Here is a 16412-nt window from a genome sequence, read left to right on the forward strand (position 1 = left end):
CTCAGGAGTTCCCCGCGAGCCGATTGAGCGCCTGGCTGCACGATCCTTCGAGGTCGCGCATCTCGAGCCGCACCTTGCCGTCGGGCTCGACGAACAGCGCGTCGTACACGATCTGCTTGCCGTGATCCTGCGACTTCACCCGCATCGCGACGCGCAGCGGGTCCTTGATCGGCGCGGTGCCGTACCGCCGGACCGTGCCGAAGCGCGTCGGCAGCGCGGTCGTGTTCTGGTTGATGCGGCACCAGACGATGGCGAGCTGCGGCGCGGTATCGACGAGCCCCGGGTCGAACATCCACGCGCCCTGCTGACCCCCGCCGTGCACCAGCCACGCGGCCGGGGCGCTGGGCCTGGCGACGGCGTCGATGCCGTCCGCGTTGAGACGCTCTATTCCGGAGAGGAGCTGGAAGCGCGGCCCGTGGAACAGATAGTCCCGGTATACGCGGTCGGTCGCGAGCGCGTTGCCGGTATCGAGCGGGGAAAGCGACATCGTGGGCGGCTCCGGCAGCGCCGGCGCGAGCAGGACCGAGGCGCGGTAATACGGCAGCTTGCCGTTCGGCTCGAGGATCTCCGCCGACACCGAGAAGGACTCCGAGTCCGAATGACTGGAGGCGCGCGCCCGGAACAGGACCGGCGTGCCGTGGCTGCCGTCGACGACGATGCCCCGGAACAGGCGCAGGTCCTGGATGCCGCTGACCACCCACTCCGGCCACGCGCGCTGCACGAACTGGACCATCCATTCGAGCGCCATGGTCGCGGGCAGCACCGGCTTGCCGTCGAGCCGGTGATCCTGCAGATACGGATCGGTCTCGATCGAGAAGGTGTGCTCCATCACCATCGCGCCCTTCTCGATCCGGGACGTGCTTCGCAGCAGGACCAGCGTATGGCCGTTGGCGCGCGCGGGCAGGACCGCGTTCGCCGGCGGCGAGGCCGCCGCGGCGGCCTGCCGGGCCCACGGCCCTTCGCCGACGACCACCTCGACCTGCCTCCCCCGCTCCCGCCGTATCGCCTCCTCGACGAAGGCGCGCCGGCCGGCGTCGAGCGCGATCGGGACGATGCCCTGGCTGCGGAACTGCCGGCGGACGCCCTCGGAGGCCATGCCCTGGCTGTCCCACGGCCCCCAGTTGATCGCCGCCACGTGCGCCTTCGGGCACGATCGCGCGATCTGCCACGCGAGGCGGTTGACCACCTCGTTCGCGGCCGCGTAATCGGACTGGCCGCGGTTGCCGTAACGGCCGGCGACCGAGGTGAAGAACACCATGAGCTTCAGCGAATCGGGCCGCAGGTGGCGCGCGAGCAGGAAGCCGCTGTCCGCCTTGGTGTCGAACACCCGATCGAACGACTCGATCGTCTTGTCGACGATGAACTTGTCCTCGATGACGCCGGCGCCGTGGACGACCGCATCGAGGCGACCGTGCGCGGCGTAGATGTCCCCGAGAAGGCGGACGAGCTCCGCCTCGTTGCGCACGTCGGCCACGCGGTAGTCGACCCGCGCCCCGGCCGCGCGACACCGCGCCAGGTTCCGCCGGATCTCGCGCGCCCCCGTGATCTGCTGCAGCTGCCTGTCGATGAGGACCGGCGTCGCCGCGACGCCGCGCGCCTTCGCACGCTCGATCAGCAGTTTGCGCAGGGCGCCCGGTTCCTGCGCCGCGGCGGTCTCGCGATCCTCCTCCTCGCCGAGCGAGGAACGGCCGGCGAGGATCAGCGTCGGACGGAAGCGGGCGAGCTCCTCGGCGATCTCGGCGGTGATGCCCCGTGCTCCGCCCGTGACCAGCACCACCCAGTCGGCGGCCGGCGCGCTCTCCGGCGCGGCGGCGGACTTCGCGAGCGGCACGGTGTCGAACACCGTGCGGACACCGCCCGGGTACCCGACCTCGAGTCGCCCGGGGCGCACGAGCTCGGCCAGAACGTGGCGGCTGCAGTCTTCCGCGCCCAGGCGATCGTCGAAATCGACCGCTTTCGCGCGCAGGCCGCTCCACTCGTGCACGACGCATTTCAGGAGACCGCAGGCGCCGCCGCCCGAGGCCGGCCCGGGCATCGCGCCCGCGCGCCCGAACTGTCCGCCCATAAGCGACGCCGCGAGCACCGCGCCCTGGCCGCGCTTGGCCGCGTCGATCAGGTCCGCGCTGCATTCGCGCAGGAGCCAGAACAGTCCTTTCACGTGCAACCGCGTGGCCGTTCGCCAGCCGTCGAGATCCATCTGCGTGTTCGCGCGCGCGAGCGGCGCGAGATGGACGATGGCGCACACCGGCCCGTGGGCGGCGCGCGCACGCTTCACGGTATCCGCGAGGGACTCGGGGTCCGTGAACGCGTCGGCGCCCAACGTCTCCACGCGCGCGCCCTTCGCCGACAGCGCGCCGGCCACCCGTGCCGCGACCCCGAGCTCGTCCTCCGTGATCAGGACCAGGCCCTGCGGCCAGCTCTCGTCTCCCGAAGGCAGCGGCTCTTCGACCGCGCGCATCCCGAACATCGGGGGCGTCTCCGCTTGTGCGGCCGGCGCTTCCGCGACGGCCGGCGCGGCCACGGGCGCAGGCGTCTCCACCGCAGCGACCGCGACGAGCTGATCGAGCACCGCATTCAGCGTCTTCGCGCGCGTGAGGCGCTCCATCTGCGACTGCACGCGGGTGGCGAGCGTCGGGGGGAGCTGCTTCTGCAGGGCGCCGAGGATTTCGACGCGCTTGATCGAGTCGATGCCGAGATTGGCCTCGATGTCCTGGTCGAGGCCGAGCATGTCCTGCGGATAGCCGGTGCGGTCGCTCACGATGCCGACGAGCAGGTCGGCGAGCGCGGGGCGGGCGGGCGCGTCGGGGGTGGTTGCGGTTGCCGGCGAGGGCGGCGCCATTATTGAGGGCGCCGACGGCGCGGCGGATTCGACCGCGGCCGCCGAAACGAGCTGGTCGAGCACGGCATTCAGCGTCTTCGCCCGCGTCAATCGCTCCATCTGCGACTGCATGCGCGCGGCGAGCGGCGCCGGCAGCTGTTTTTGCAGCGCTCCAATGATTTCGACGCGCTTGATCGAGTCGATGCCGAGGTTGGCCTCGATGTCCTGGTCCAGGCCGAGCATGTCCTGCGGATAGCCCGTACGCTCGCTCACGACCTGCACCAGCAGGTCGGCCAGCGCGGCGCGGTCGGGTGCCGCCGTCGCGGGAGTGCTCGGCACGGATGCGGGCGCGATGGGGGCCACCGAGGGCGCAGACGGTGCCGCGAATTCGACCGCCCCCGCCGCGACGAGCTGATCGAGCACCGCATTCAGCGTCTTCGCGCGCGTGAGGCGCTCCATCTGCGACTGCACGCGGGTGGCGAGCGTCGGGGGGAGCTGCTTCTGCAGGGCGCCGAGGATTTCGACGCGCTTGATCGAGTCGATGCCGAGATTGGCCTCGATGTCCTGGTCGAGGCCGAGCATGTCCTGCGGATAGCCGGTGCGGTCGCTCACGATGCCGACGAGCAGGTCGGCGAGCGCGGGGCGGGCGGGCGCGTCGGGGGTGGTTGCGGTTGCCGGCGAGGGCGGCGCCATTATTGAGGGCGCCGACGGCGCGGGCGGGACGGCAGGGTGCGGCACGGAGGCCAGAGGAGCGGTCGTCGGTGCCGGCGACATCAGCACGCTCGCCGGCTGCCGAGTGGCCGGCATGGGCGGCGGCACAGGAACGGCAGTTCCCGCCGGCATCGCCGCGACACCGGCCGGACCCGCGAGGAAGTGCCGCATGACCTGTTCCTGCACGGCGAGGAACTGGCGCATCGATTCCTGGTACGCGACGAAGGCGTCGCTCCACTGGCCATCCGCCGGCTGATGCGGCGCCGGCGGTGCAATCATCGGTCCCGAAATCGGTGCGGGTTCCGTATTAGATGGCGTTGGCGGCGACACCGTGGCACGAGCCGCTTCGCGTTCGCGCGCGACCTTCAGGGATTCCACGTTGAGCGGCGGCAGCTTGCCGGTGCGCCCGGGTTCCTCCGACTGCCGCCGGCAACTGCCGCCGTTGACCAGCCAGGCGCTGGCGGGCAGCGTGTGGCGAATTTGCGCCACGCGCGCCAGGTCGATCTCCCCGACTTCCCGCCCCTCGAACAGCGCGCTATACCGGAAGCGCACGCCCCGGACCGCGAGCGCGGCCAGGCACGTCAGGACGCCGGCCAGCCCGGCGCCCGGCGAGTCGAACGACACCGCGTGGAAATCGCGACCGGCGAGCACCTGCGAGACGAGCCGCGTGAGCACGTTCTTCGGACCGAGCTCGACGAACACCCGCGCGCCGTCGCGATGCATCGCCTCCACCTGCCGGACGAACTCGACGGGACTCAGGAGATGATCCGCGAGCCGGTCGCGGATCGCCTTCGGGTCGGCCGGATACGGCGTGCCGTCGCGATTCCCGTAAACCGGAACGCGCGGGCTTTCGACCGTGCTCGTCCGGATCGCGGCCGCGAGCGGTTCCTGAGCACTCGCCAGCATCGAGGAATGGAATGCGGCCGAGACGGGAAGAACCTGGGCGGTGATGCCCGCAGCCGTGAACTCGGCCGCCAGCTGCTGGACCCGCTCCTTGGGCCCGGAGATCACGGATTGCCGGGGCGCGTTGTGGTTCGCGATGACGACGTCGCCCTGCCCTTCGAGCCGGCGGGCCACCTCCTCGCGCGGCGCCTGCACGGCGGCCATCCCGCCGCCCGTCCCCGCCGCGCTCGCCATGACCCGACCGCGCACCGCGGAGAGCGCCAGAAAATCCTTCGGGCTCAGGGCGCCGCCCGCGCACAACGCGGCGTACTCCCCGTAACTGTGCCCGCCCGCCATGTCCGGCGCGATGCCGAGCCGCGCGGCCAGGCGCATGAATCCGAGCGCCATGGCGCCGATGGCCGGCTGCGCGACCGCGGTGTTCGTGAGCGCGGCGCGGTGCTCGTTCTCTTCGCTCTCGCTGAAGGCGCCCACGGGATACACGAACTGACTGAGCGGTTTCGGGAGCGCGCTCCTGAGCTCGCCGTCCGCGAACTCGAAGGCCGAGCGAAGCTCGTCGAGGTACAGCGCGGCTTCCCGTCCCATGTCCACGTACTGCGAGCCCTGGCCGGGGAAGAGGAACGCGACTTTCGGCGCCGCCTCGCCGAGATTGAGGCCCAGATGCACGTTGCCCGGCAGGGGTCCGGCGCCCGCGAGATGGCCGCTCAGCGCGGTGAGCGCCTCAATCAGCTCCTCCCGCGTCTTCGCCACGATCGCTGCCATGCAGCGCGCGCCGGCCGCCGCCTCCGCCTTGCGCGCGCAGGCGTAGGCCAGATCGTGCAGCCGCGGCTCGCCGCCCGCCGACAGACCGGCGTGCAGCGCCTGTATCTCCTTGGCGAGCTGCCCGCGGTTCGGCGCGCCGAACACGAACAGCTCCGCCGGCCAGACGCTGCCGCCCGCGGGCCGGGCGGAGGGACGCAGGTCGCCGTCGTACTCCTCGAGGACCACGTGGAAGTTGGTGCCGCCGAACCCGAACGCGCTCACGCCGGCGCGGCGCGGGTATTCGGGATCGCGCAGCCACGGCCGTGCGTTCTTGAGCAGGTACACCGGGCTGTCCCGGTCGGCGATGGACGCGATCGGCTGCTCCACCCCGGCGTGCGGCGGCAACACCTTGTGGTGCAACGACAGCATCGTCTTGATGAGGCCGGCGGCGCCGGCGCTTGCCTTCGTGTGACCGATCAGCGTCTTCACCGAACCCAGGGCGCAGCTCCGCGCGGGAGCCTCGTGCTCGCGCAGCAGCGTCACGACCGTCTGCGCCTCCGCGCTGTCGCCCACGGCGGTCCCGGTCCCGTGCGCTTCGAGCATCCCGAGGGTGCGCGGCGAAAAGCCGGCCTTGTCGTACGCGCGCCGCAGTGCGCGCACCTGTCCGGCCGGCAACGGCGCGGTGAGCCCGAGCGCCTTGCCGTCGCTCGAGCTGCCGACCGCCTTGATCACGCCGTAGATGCGATCGCCGTCGCGCTCCGCGTCCGCCAGGCGCTTGAGCACCACGACCGCCAGCCCTTCGCTGATGACGATGCCGTCGGCGTCCTTGTCGAACGTCCGGGCCTCGCCCCGCGGCGACAGCGCCTGGGTCTTGCTGAAGCACATGTACGCATACGGGCCCTGAACGGTATCGACGCCGCCGGCGATCGCCATGTTGCAGCGACCGCTTTCGAGCTCGTTGACCGCCGTGTAGATGGCGGCGAGCGACGAGGCGCAGGCGGCGTCCACCGACAGGTTCATGCCGCCGAAGTTGAAGCGGTTCGCGACGCGCCCGGCCACCACGTTGAGCAGCGAGCCGGCGAAGGACTCCTCCGTCCACTCGGGCAGCCGGTCCCACACCTCGTCGGAAAGGCTGTCGACGAACCGGGGCATCTCGGCGCGCACGCCGTACTGCTGCCCGATGTCCCCGAGACCGCCGCTCGCGCCCAGCACGATCGCCGTGTGCTCCCGGTCGAACTCGGCGTCCGCGTAGCCCGCGTGCTCGAGGGCGCGCCGGACCACCTCCAGCGCCAGCAACTGCACCGGATCGATCGACTTCAGCGAATTGGGCGGGATGCCGAAACGCAGGGGATCGAACGGGACGTCCTCGAGAAATCCGCCCCACTTCGAATAGACCTTGTCGCGCGCGTGCCGGTCCGCACTGTAATACAGCCGCCAGTCCCATCGGTGCGGCGGGACTTCGACGATGGCCTTCACCTTCTCGACGATGTTGCGCCAGTACGTCTCCGGCGCATGGGCGCGCGGCAGCAGCGTGCCCATCCCGATGATCGCGATGTCCGCGGGGCGCGAGGCCGCACGCGTCGCCGCCGGTTTCCCGGCGAACTTCGCCAGCCACGCCGTGCCGTTGACGCTCACGTCCTCGTGCAGGTCGCGTATCCCGACCACCTGCTCGCGCTGGGTGGCGACCTGCCCGACCATGTACATGCCCTCGCGCACCCGGGTGTCGTCGTCCGCCATCTCGATCTCGCCGCTCGCTCCGCGGCGCACGCCCTTGGAGGCGAGCCGGAGGCGCCCCAGGTTGAGGTTCTCGAGCTCGTCGCGGATCTCCTCGTGCGAGCGTCCCTCCTTGAGCAGACGGCGGCGCGTGCCGAAGAACTCGTGCACGAACGGCGTCACGGCGCAGCGCGTCGAGTGGCCCGGGCCGGTTTCCAGTCCGGCGGTATGGCGGCAGGCGAGCAGCTGCTCCTGGAAGGATCGACCGATCGCCTTCGACTCGACCGCTTCGCGCGTGAACAGATACGCGGTGCCCATCAGCACGCCGACGCGGATGCCGCGCTCCGCGAGCGGGGCGGCCAGCGCCGCCACCATCGCGGACGAGCGCGCGTCGTGCACGCCGCCGGCAAAGAGCACGTGCACCTGCGGCGCGATCTCCGCCGACACGTCCTCCAGCAGCACGTCCGTCATCTGCTCCCAGAGCACGAAGCTCGCGAGCGGACCGATGTGCCCGCCGCACTCGCGCCCCTCGAAGATGAACCGGCGCGCCCCCTGCTCGAGGAACAGGCGCAGCAGGTTCGGCGCCGGCACGTGCAGATACGTGGCGATCCCTTCCCGCTCGAACGCTGCGGCCTGGTCCGGGCGTCCGCCGGCGATCAGGGCGAACGGCGGCTTCACCTCGCGGATGGCCTGCATCTGCTCTTCGCGAAGCGAGTGCGAGACGAATCCGAGCACACCGACGCCCCAGGGGCGCTCCCCGAGCCGATCGCGCGTGGCGCGAAGGAGCTCGGTCGCCTGTTCTCTCCGCATCATCGCGAGCGCGAGAAACGGGAGCGCGCCCGCCTCGGCGACGGCGTGCGCGAAGCCGACGGTATCGCTGACGCGGGTCATCGCTCCCTGCACGATCGGGTAAGTCGTCCCGTGCGAGGTCGCCAATGCCGCTTCCGGCGCCAGAGGGCGCGTTTCGGCGGCGGCACGCGGCGAGCGATCCGCGCTCGCGCGCATCGCCTGGATCAGGCGGCCGGTGGTTTTGTAGCGGTCGCGGAAGCGGGCGGCGAACCCGACGGCCTGCCCGATCGGCCAGGCCATGTCGTCGGGCTGTCCCCATCCGAGCCGCGAGTCCGCTTTCGCACGCCAGGCCGCCGGCTCGTCGCACTCGCATTCGAGCGCCATCTCCTGCAGGCGCTGGACGCCGAGCAGCCCCGGGCGCCGGTACACGCGACATCCCTTCTGCAGGGTTTCGCCGATGACCACGGTGTCGAGACTGGATGCGCTTTCCAGCAGCCGCCGATGCTCGGCGGGGAGGAAACTCTCCGGCATGAGCAGCAGCTGGTCGTCCAGCACGGCGCCAGCCGCCCCGGCCGCGCGACACGCCGCCACCGTGTGCACACCGATGCCGCCTCGCACGTAAACGGGCTTTGTGCCCAGCGCGAGCAGTTTCTGGCACAGGATGAACGCCATGTCTTCCCCGACCCACCCGCCGGCCTCGTGTCCCTTGGCCACGAAACCGTCGATGCCGTCGAGGGTGAGTGCAAGCGCGGTATCGACATCCGTGACCTCGACGAGGAGCCGCCGAGCCGATGCGCGCGGGAGGGTCTTGAGTTGCTCCGGCAGGAGCGAAACATCCGGGGACGAGACGAGGAGCCAGTGCGGACGGTCGGCCAGCGACTCCAGCCACGAGGCGGCCAGGCTCAGTTGGGTGCCGGTGAGCAGCAGGCCGATTTCGCCATCGCAACGCTGCAAGGCAGCGAGCTGCTGCTGCGCCGCCGGACTTTCCGCGCCCCGCTCCAGATCGAGCAGCCCGACCTCTCCGGCGCGACATGCGGCTATCGCCAGGGCGGGCGACCCGGATTCGACGATCGGATTCAAACAAAGAAGCCGGAAGGTTTCCGCTTCTTCGACTCTCCCCTCGTGTGACGCCTTTTCCTTATTGGTTCTTTTCATAAGGCAACCCCGTCTGCCTGAATTCTTTACAAAAGCTACGAATCGCCGATGCGCATGGTTCCCTTTGGAAAGGCACGGAAACGGGAGTCGACGACCCCACGGACCGAGCGGAACGATGAACTCCCTTGCAACCGGGGCGGGGGGCTGCTACGGAATAAGTACGGGCCTGCAAAAACGGCGGAATCCGAAGAAACGGACCCAGCCGCAAAGGCTTCCGGCACGGAGCACGTGCTAGAAGTCTTCCAGGCACGGGCGCGCAACCGGCGCGCCGGAACTAACGTATCCACAGGTCAGCTTATAATGAGTTGTCCGCTTTCTGGACGCGGACTAATTCAACCTGTGGGAAACGCCGGTACAAGCGACAGCGTAAGCACGTTCCCCCTTTCTACCCTTTGTTCCCCTTAGAACGCGTCAATACGCTACTACATTGCGGAGGGTATTGCGACTACGGAACGGTTACCGCTTTCGTCGTCGCGCAGCGACGCCACGGGCTACCCGATCGCGAAACCGGACGAAGATCCGTTTCTAACTGGTTATGTCACCGAAAGAACCGGACTTGTCGTTCCGCGTCGGCTGCACCCCCTCGTCTGCCACGGCTCAATATCCGAGCCGACCGGTCCGCCGCCGAGATCATCTTTTCTTCTTTTTCGTCGACGAGCCGTGGAAGCTTTTTCATTGCGAGGTCGACGCGCCCCATGCCGTTGTGCCGGGCATTGGCTGTCCCTAGAATCGTGCCCGGAATAAAAACAGGTCTAACTCGCCCCTCCGGCGAGACATCAGGCGACCCTAAAGCATGCGCTGCGTCTCATGGCGGTCGATCTTCGGAAGGCACGAACCGCGCCCCCGTACTCTCCAATCCGAGCGATCCCGTACCCTCTCCGCCCTGGCGCTGTGCATCCTCGGTTTTCCCGCGGGCGCCCTGGCCGATGACCTCCTCGCGGTCTATCGCCAGGCCCGCGACTACGACGCCCGCTGGCGTTCGGCCAACGCCGCCTACCGCGCCGGCCTCGAGAAGCTGCCCCAGGGCCGCTCCCTGCTGCTCCCCTCCCTGGCCCTGAAGGGCCAGAAGATCTACACGGACGGCGACATCGAGTACCTGGACCCGAGCCCGTTCACCAGCGGCGAGCGCGACTACGACTTCGGCGAGTACGGGGTCGACCTGACCCAGCCGCTGTACCGCAAGGAGAGCTTCGCGCTGTACGGCAAGGCCAAGGCGCACGTCGGCCTGGTCGAGGCGGACTTTCGCGCGGCGCAGGTCGATCTCATCGAACGGGTCGCGGATTCCTATTTCGAGATGCTGTTCGCGCAGCACGACGTGCGCCTGTCCGAGGCGGAGACGGCTTCGTTCAAGAGCCAGTGGGAACGCGCCAGGGAAAGGCACCGGGCGGGCATTGCGACGCTTCTCGACGTCTACGAGACCCAGGCGAAATACGATCTCGCCGTCTCGAACGAGCTCAAGGCGCGCAAGGAGCTCGACATCAAGCGCGAATCGTTGCGCAAGCTGCTCGGCCACGTCCCGGCGGAGCTGGCCGAGCTGATGCCGCAGCCGACCCTGCCCACGGTGCGGCCGGAGACGGCCGACGAATGGGTCGCGATCGCGGAAAAGCACAATCCGCAGCTCGCATCCGTCCGCTTCGCCGCCGAAGAGGCCGAGCAGGAACTGCAGCGCGCCCGGGGCAGCCATCACCCCACCGTCGATTTCGTCGCGGGGTACTCGATGACCCGCACCACCGGCAGCGTCTACACCGACTCGGCCAGCCGCGCCGAGCTGTACAGCTACGGCGTGCAGGTCGAAGTGCCGCTCTACAAGGGCGGCGCGCTGAATTCCCAGGTGCGCGAAGCCGCCTCGCTGCGCGACAAGGCGAAGGAGGATTTGGAGGAGGTGCGCCGCACGGTCGCCCTCGAAACCCGGCAGGCGTTTCTCGAGGTGACGCACAGCCTCGCCGAAATGAAGGCAATGGAGCAGGCGCTGCGCTCCGCCGAGCTGCAGCTCTCCTCCACGAAATCGGGCCTCAATGCCGGTGTCCGCACCACGACCGACCTCCTCCAGGCCGAACAACAGGTCTTCGCCGCGAAGCGCGACCTCGCGCGCGCACGGTACGCGTACTGCACGAAGATCGTCCAGCTACACGCCGCGGCCGGCACCGCCGACGAAGAGATCCTCGCGGTGATCAACGCCCTGCTTGCGGGTGCACAGGGGACGGCTTCGAAGACCTGAACGGCGGTTCTGGTAGATTGACGGGACCACCTGTGCGGGACAGATTCGTGTCTTCGCCTCGAAACCGTATTGGCGAGGAAAATAACTTGAATTGTTACGTGACTCGCCGTCCGAGAAGTGGGCCTACCTCACTCTGACCCATCTCGGCTGTAGACACCATACCTACGCGCTCAACGCAATAATGTATACCGCATATACGAGGAAGATCGTCAGGACCAAACCTATCGTCAGCTCAAACAATTCGAATGCAACCGAGCCTTTCCCCTGTGACTTCCAACGCTTAAGGACTCGTCGACGGTAGTTCCGGAGAACAACAATCGCCAAACGGAGAAACCGTGTAATAGCCTCCTTGCCAGCTCAACAAGTTCCAACATGGCGTCCTAGTAGACCCCTTGGTGCGAGGCATCGCTAATTGACTGTCCGTATCGGAATTACTAAGTATAGGGACAGTTCTATATTCATCTTAAAGTAGCGCGCATCCTCAGCGCTTGCTCTCTTCAAGAAGCACGATCGCCTGCGCGGCGATGCCCTCTCCCCGCCCCGTGAAGCCCAGGTGCTCGGTGGTCGTCGCCTTCACACATCAAGGGTCAGTTTGAGGTAGTGCCCTCCCCATAGACGGTCGGTTAAGCCACTACACGACTGTCTTCATACCGCACCGGCGATACATAGTCGAGCGTTTGGTGCAGTCGCTCGCGGTTATAGAACAGCTCGATGTAGTCGAAAATGGCGCGTCTCGCCTCGTCGCGGGTTTCGAACGAGCGGTGCCAAGTCAGCTCGTTCTTCAAGTTGCTGAAGAAGCTCTCGACGACCGCGTTGTCGTAGCAGTCGCCCTTACGGCTCATGCTTTGGATCATGCCGTGCGCCTTGAGCAGATCGCGGTAGGCGGTGGCCAGGTAGAGCTGACCGCGGTCTGAGTGATGAATGAGCCCGGGCGCCGGCCGGCGTTGCTCGATTGCCATGGCAAGCGCCTCCACCACAATCGGCAGGTTGATGCGTCGATGCATCGCCCAACCCACGACACGACGTGAGTAGAGATCGATCACGACCGCCACATAAAGCCAGCCTTCCCGCGTGGGGACGAACGTGATATCGGTCGCCCAGACGCAATCGGGCGCGTTGGCCGCGAAGTTACGATCGAGGAGATTCGGTGCCGGGGGTTCGCTATGGCGAGCGCGGTAGGCCTGCTTAAAGCGACGGCGCCGCTTGGCCTCGATGCCGTGGACCCGCCGTAGGCGCGCCACCCGCTTGAGCCCGCAGTCGATGCCCTCGGCGTGCAGGGCCTCGAGGGTCTTGACCGCCCCGTAGTTCTCGCGCGACGTGGCGTGGATATGCCGGATGCGATGGAGCAGATCGGTGTTGCGGCGCGCACGCTCGCTCGGTGTCCGCGACCGGGCGGCATAGTAGCCACAGCGCGAGACGCCCAGGGCGCGGCACAGCGCGGCCACGGTGTACGCGCCTTGGTTATCGGCAATGAACCGGTGCTTCAACGACTGTTTCGCGAAGTAGGTGGCCGCTTTTTTTAAAATCTCGTTCTCTTCCTTGAGGCGCGCGATCTCGCGCTTGAGCGCTGCGACCTCGGCGTCTGTCCCGCGCTGGCGTCCGTGGCCGGGGAACACGCCATCGCTCCTCTTGGCGAGGAGCTGTTCGCGCCACTTATAGAGGCGGTTGCGTGGAATCCCGAGCTCGCGGGCAAGATCGGCGGGTTTCTTCTCGCCGCTATCGAGCAGCCGGATCGCTTCGAGCTTGAACTCCCGGGTGAAGGTCTTTCGTTTTGTCATCGGACACTCCTTTGGGCATTATGTGCCTAGCTGAGTGTCTACGGGGAGGGTGGTACCTCAACCTGACCCTAATTCCGTCTCTCGGCCCGGCGCACGAGGTTGGCTTGCAGGGCGTTGCGCTCGACATAGCGCGCCACCGTCAGGAGATGTGCGTCTGTTTGGACCGGGAAGGATTTAAAGCGCCCCTGGTACAGCGGCCCGGTGCCGGCGCTCCGATGGGCGGCATGCCAGCGTTGGTGTGCGTCCCGGTCCGCCAGCGTAGGGTTTCTGACAGTGCCTCGTCGTCGCGCGGCCAAGCAGCAGGTGCCAGTCATTGGGCATCAGGCAATAGGCCAAGAGGCGGATACCGGTGCGCGCGATGGCCTCTTCCAGGATGCGCTCAAAGGCGAGGTAGTCTCGCTCCGTCTCAAACAGGGTCAAGCGTCCTACCCGGCGATTGAGGGCGTGGTAGACCAAGCCACCGGTGGCGATGCGAAGGCGACGCGGCATGGTGGGTTCTTCTACAGCCGCGGTGCGTTGGTGTTAATAAAAGACTCCCGACCCACTCCCGACCCCTTTACCGGACCCCAAGCTGTATCCGGACCTTACTTGCTATGACTCACACGAATCACTTTCGCAGTTCGCCTTGATATTTGGATCAGGAATACTCCGCCCAATTCTTCCCGCGCGAGGGAACCGGTAACGGTCCACACATCAGCCGATAGGCTCGCATTAAACGGCTTTTGCTTTTCAATAACCTGTTTTCCATAAATCGGCGCCAAGACCGCTTCAGCTATGGCTATCGCTGTTTGCTCATCCGGAACAAAACCATTCTTAGGCACGAACATGTGCTTTTGTTCCACACCATTACTATCGCTACCATGGACGGCTGGTAATCCACACAAAAGACTAGTCATCAATACCGCCATAGGAATGACTTTTCTAAGCGATCCTTGATTCATGGGGTTGACCTGAGTCGCTTTTTTGTTGCCACTCACCCTGTGAGTCCAAGCACGAGTTTAGCTTGCTCCGCGCGCACCTCGGCCGGTGGCCGATACCCGAGCGCACTGTGCGGGCGGCGGTGGTTGTAGAACTGGCGCCAGCTCTCGATCACGGTTCTCGCCTCCGCGAGATCCCGGAACCATTCGCGGTTCAAGCACTCGTCCCGGAGCTTCCCGTTGAAGCTCTCCACGAAGCCGTTGCGCCAGGGCTTGCCCGGCGGGATGAAGGCCGGGCCGACGTTCTGATCGCGCAGCCAGCGCATCACGGCAGTGGCGGTGAACTCCGCGCCCTGGTCGGAGCGGATGAACTCGGGCTTGCCGTAGAGGCGCATGAGTCTTCCGAGGGTCAGGATCACATCGCGCGAGGTGAGGGAGCGCGCTACCTCGATTGCCAGGCACTCCCGAGTGTGCTCGTCGATCACGCAGAGGAGCCGTATGGCTTTCTGGCTCGCCAAGCGGTCGTGCACGAAGTCGTAGCTCCAGACGTGGTTCGGCCGGGTCGCCCCGGGCAGGCGGATATCGGTCCCGCAGCGCCGTCGCCGCGGACGCCGGCGCGGCAGGGCGAGCTTGAGCTCTCGCCACAGGCGCCGGACGCGCCAGAGCCCGAGATCGAGCCAGGCGGACGTGCGCCGATAACCAAAGCGCGGATGCTGCTGGGCGCTCACGAGCAGCGCCTGCGTCAGGAGCCGGTCCTTGGCGGGTTGCCGGAGCGCGTAGTGCGGCACCCGGCGACTGAAGCCGAGATAACGGCAGGCGGCACGGCTCGAGACGCCCCGGCTCGTAAGCGCCGCCAATGCCTCGCGCCGGCCGGCCGGGGACGTCATTTTTTTCCTGAGAACTCCCTGAGTCCCTCGATGACCAGGAGCTGCTCGGCCACGAGTTTCTTGAGCTTGGCACATCAAGGGTCAGTTCTCGCCTTGTTGCATTCTTGCTCGAACGATTCGGCCGATGGTTGCAAGGTGCAAACCGAAGTGCTCGGCGAGCTCGCGGTAGCTGTACGCTCCGGTGCTGTGGGCTGCGACGATCGCGTCATCTCGATCCCGGTGTTTCACCGCGATTACAGCAAGCGAGGGAGCGGGTGCTCTGCGCTGCGCACGCGGAATGCTCAGCTCGTCGCCGTGCAACTCTGCCTTTCTTTGCATCCGCTCCACGAACCGCTCGTCGCCGAGATAGATCTGCTGGCGCAACCCGGTCCATATGCTCCCCTTGTCGATTCCCTCGAGCACGAACTGGCCGTACCTTCGCCGTGCTTCTGCCCGCCGTTTGCCAAATTGCGCCAGCAAACCATCCGTCGCGAGCCACTGGGGAACCGGTGCTTCCCCTACCATCGCACGGTAGCTGCTCCACGGATACTTTCCTGGATGCTTGACCATCCCGGCCCGTACGGGATTCAAAACCACATAGCGTGTCAATTCGAGCAGATAGCTGTCCTTGTCGACCAGAATGCCCTTGAATCGCCCTTGGAACAGATGCCCCGTCCGCTGGTGCCGTCGGTTGGAGGCTTGGGTATACATGCCATTGAGTTGGCGCATTCCTTTAGAGAGGTTGCCGTCCGGCGTCTCCACCACCAAGTGATAGTGGTTCGTCATCAGGCAATACGCATGACACACCCAGTTGAACCGGTCCACCACCTCCGCTAACACGCTCAAGAACTTCGAGCGATCGTCATCGTCCTCGAAGATCGGTTCACGACGATCGCCGCGCGTGGTGACGTGATAAAGCGCGCCGGCGAACTCAATTCGAAGGGGTCTCGTCACGCGCTGGAGCTTACCTCACTCCGAGTCTATGCGACAATGCGAGAACTGACCCTAATTCCGTCTGCGTCTGTAATTCCGTCTGCGGCGAACTCAATTCGAAGGGGTCTCGTCACGCGCTGGAGCATACCTCACTCCGAGGCTATGCGACAATGCGAGACCTGACCCTGATTCCGTCCCAGGTGCACAGGGGACGGCTTCGAAGACCTGAACGGCGGCTCTGGTAGATTGACGGGACCACCTGTACGGCGCCCGAACAGATTCGTGTCTTCGCCTCGAAACCGTATTGGCGAGGAAAATGACTCGAGCTGTTGCGTGACTCGCCGTCCGGGGAAGCGGGGCTGCCTCAATCTGTCACCTTAGTTTAGCGTAAAGTCTTCCTTGTCAAGGACACATCGACTCGGCTCTTCGCCCCTCTGCACGCTCCGTCGATGGCGCCTCCCCGGAACTCGCTCGTTTCCCGCAGGGCAATGTCGTAATCGGGGTGAAGAAACAACAGGATGCCGCCGCAGTTACCTTCTGCGGGACCCGCCATAAGTACAAACCATTTAGCTTTCTCGACGATAGAAATTTCATAATGACCAGATAAATCGGTCTTCGTCTCAGCTGAAATTGACCGATCGACATGGCTGATAGGCGCAACACTTACGGTAACAAATTCGATCGGTGCGCCGGTTGATGCGTCGCTGACCGTCCCATAATAATGTGGAGTAAGCTTCCGCTCGTGCGGAATAGGCACGGCGATACAACTGCTGAGCCCGAAAATGGATACCGCGGCCGAAACAATCGTTACGTTTGACAGATGTCGACAGCGTCTACATTTCGGTGCTCGCAGCGTGGTCATGCGGGATGCGA

6 protein-coding genes and 2 pseudogenes are annotated in these 16412 nt (G+C 66.4%); 1 reads left to right on the top strand and 7 read right to left on the bottom strand.

Translation table 11 applies throughout. From position 1 onward, the window contains the following. Position 1 precedes the first annotated feature (1 nt). On the bottom strand, positions 2-8752 hold the full coding sequence (locus SVA_RS09880; RefSeq protein WP_197703154.1) for a type I polyketide synthase: 8751 nt from the start codon (positions 8750-8752) through the stop codon (positions 2-4). 868 nt (positions 8753-9620) lie between these two features. Between SVA_RS09880 and SVA_RS09885 the strand changes: the two genes are divergently transcribed. Then, positions 9621-11045, top strand: a complete 1425-nt coding sequence (locus tag SVA_RS09885; protein ID WP_096461063.1) for a TolC family outer membrane protein — start codon at positions 9621-9623, stop codon at positions 11043-11045. Between the two features lie 481 nt (positions 11046-11526). Here SVA_RS09885 and SVA_RS09890 read toward each other — a convergent pair. The 6 genes and pseudogenes from SVA_RS09890 to SVA_RS19450 all read right to left on the bottom strand — a co-directional run. After that, positions 11527-11622: pseudogene (locus SVA_RS09890) on the bottom strand (2-C-methyl-D-erythritol 2,4-cyclodiphosphate synthase); the annotation flags it as partial. Positions 11623-11668: 46 nt separating this feature from the next. After that, positions 11669-12823 (bottom strand): IS3 family transposase, encoded by a 1155-nt coding sequence (locus tag SVA_RS09895; protein ID WP_096460180.1) that lies wholly within the window; start codon positions 12821-12823, stop codon positions 11669-11671. 584 nt (positions 12824-13407) lie between these two features. Further along, positions 13408-13800 carry an NTF2 fold immunity protein gene (locus SVA_RS09905; protein ID WP_148665436.1) on the bottom strand — a complete coding sequence of 131 codons (393 nt, stop codon included), beginning with the start codon at positions 13798-13800 and terminating at the stop codon, positions 13408-13410. After that, positions 13797-14695 (bottom strand): annotated as a pseudogene (locus tag SVA_RS09910) (IS3 family transposase); the annotation flags it as partial. The gene SVA_RS09905 and the pseudogene SVA_RS09910, both read right to left, overlap by 4 nt. Positions 14696-14708: 13 nt before the next feature. Beyond that, the gene (locus SVA_RS09915) at positions 14709-15560 is read right to left on the bottom strand and encodes an REP-associated tyrosine transposase (RefSeq protein WP_096461066.1); all 852 of its coding nucleotides are present in this window, start codon (positions 15558-15560) and stop codon (positions 14709-14711) included. A 361-nt stretch (positions 15561-15921) separates the two neighbouring features. Further along, a complete protein-coding gene (locus SVA_RS19450) occupies positions 15922-16401 on the bottom strand; it encodes a carboxypeptidase-like regulatory domain-containing protein (protein ID WP_148665437.1) in 480 nt (159 codons plus the stop codon). Between the last annotated feature and the right edge of the window lie 11 nt (positions 16402-16412).

It is taken from the genome of Sulfurifustis variabilis (assembly GCF_002355415.1).
Taxonomy (GTDB): Bacteria; Pseudomonadota; Gammaproteobacteria; order Acidiferrobacterales; family Sulfurifustaceae; genus Sulfurifustis; species Sulfurifustis variabilis.

Excerpts from the sequence above, each read along its gene's own strand:
- SVA_RS09885 (WP_096461063.1), top strand. The coding sequence starts at position 9,621 with ATGCGCTGCGTCTCATGGCGGTCGATCTTCGGAAGGCACGAACCGCGC.
- SVA_RS09895 (WP_096460180.1), bottom strand. The coding sequence starts at position 12,823 with ATGACAAAACGAAAGACCTTCACCCGGGAGTTCAAGCTCGAAGCGATC.
- SVA_RS19450 (WP_148665437.1), bottom strand. The coding sequence starts at position 16,401 with ATGACCACGCTGCGAGCACCGAAATGTAGACGCTGTCGACATCTGTCA.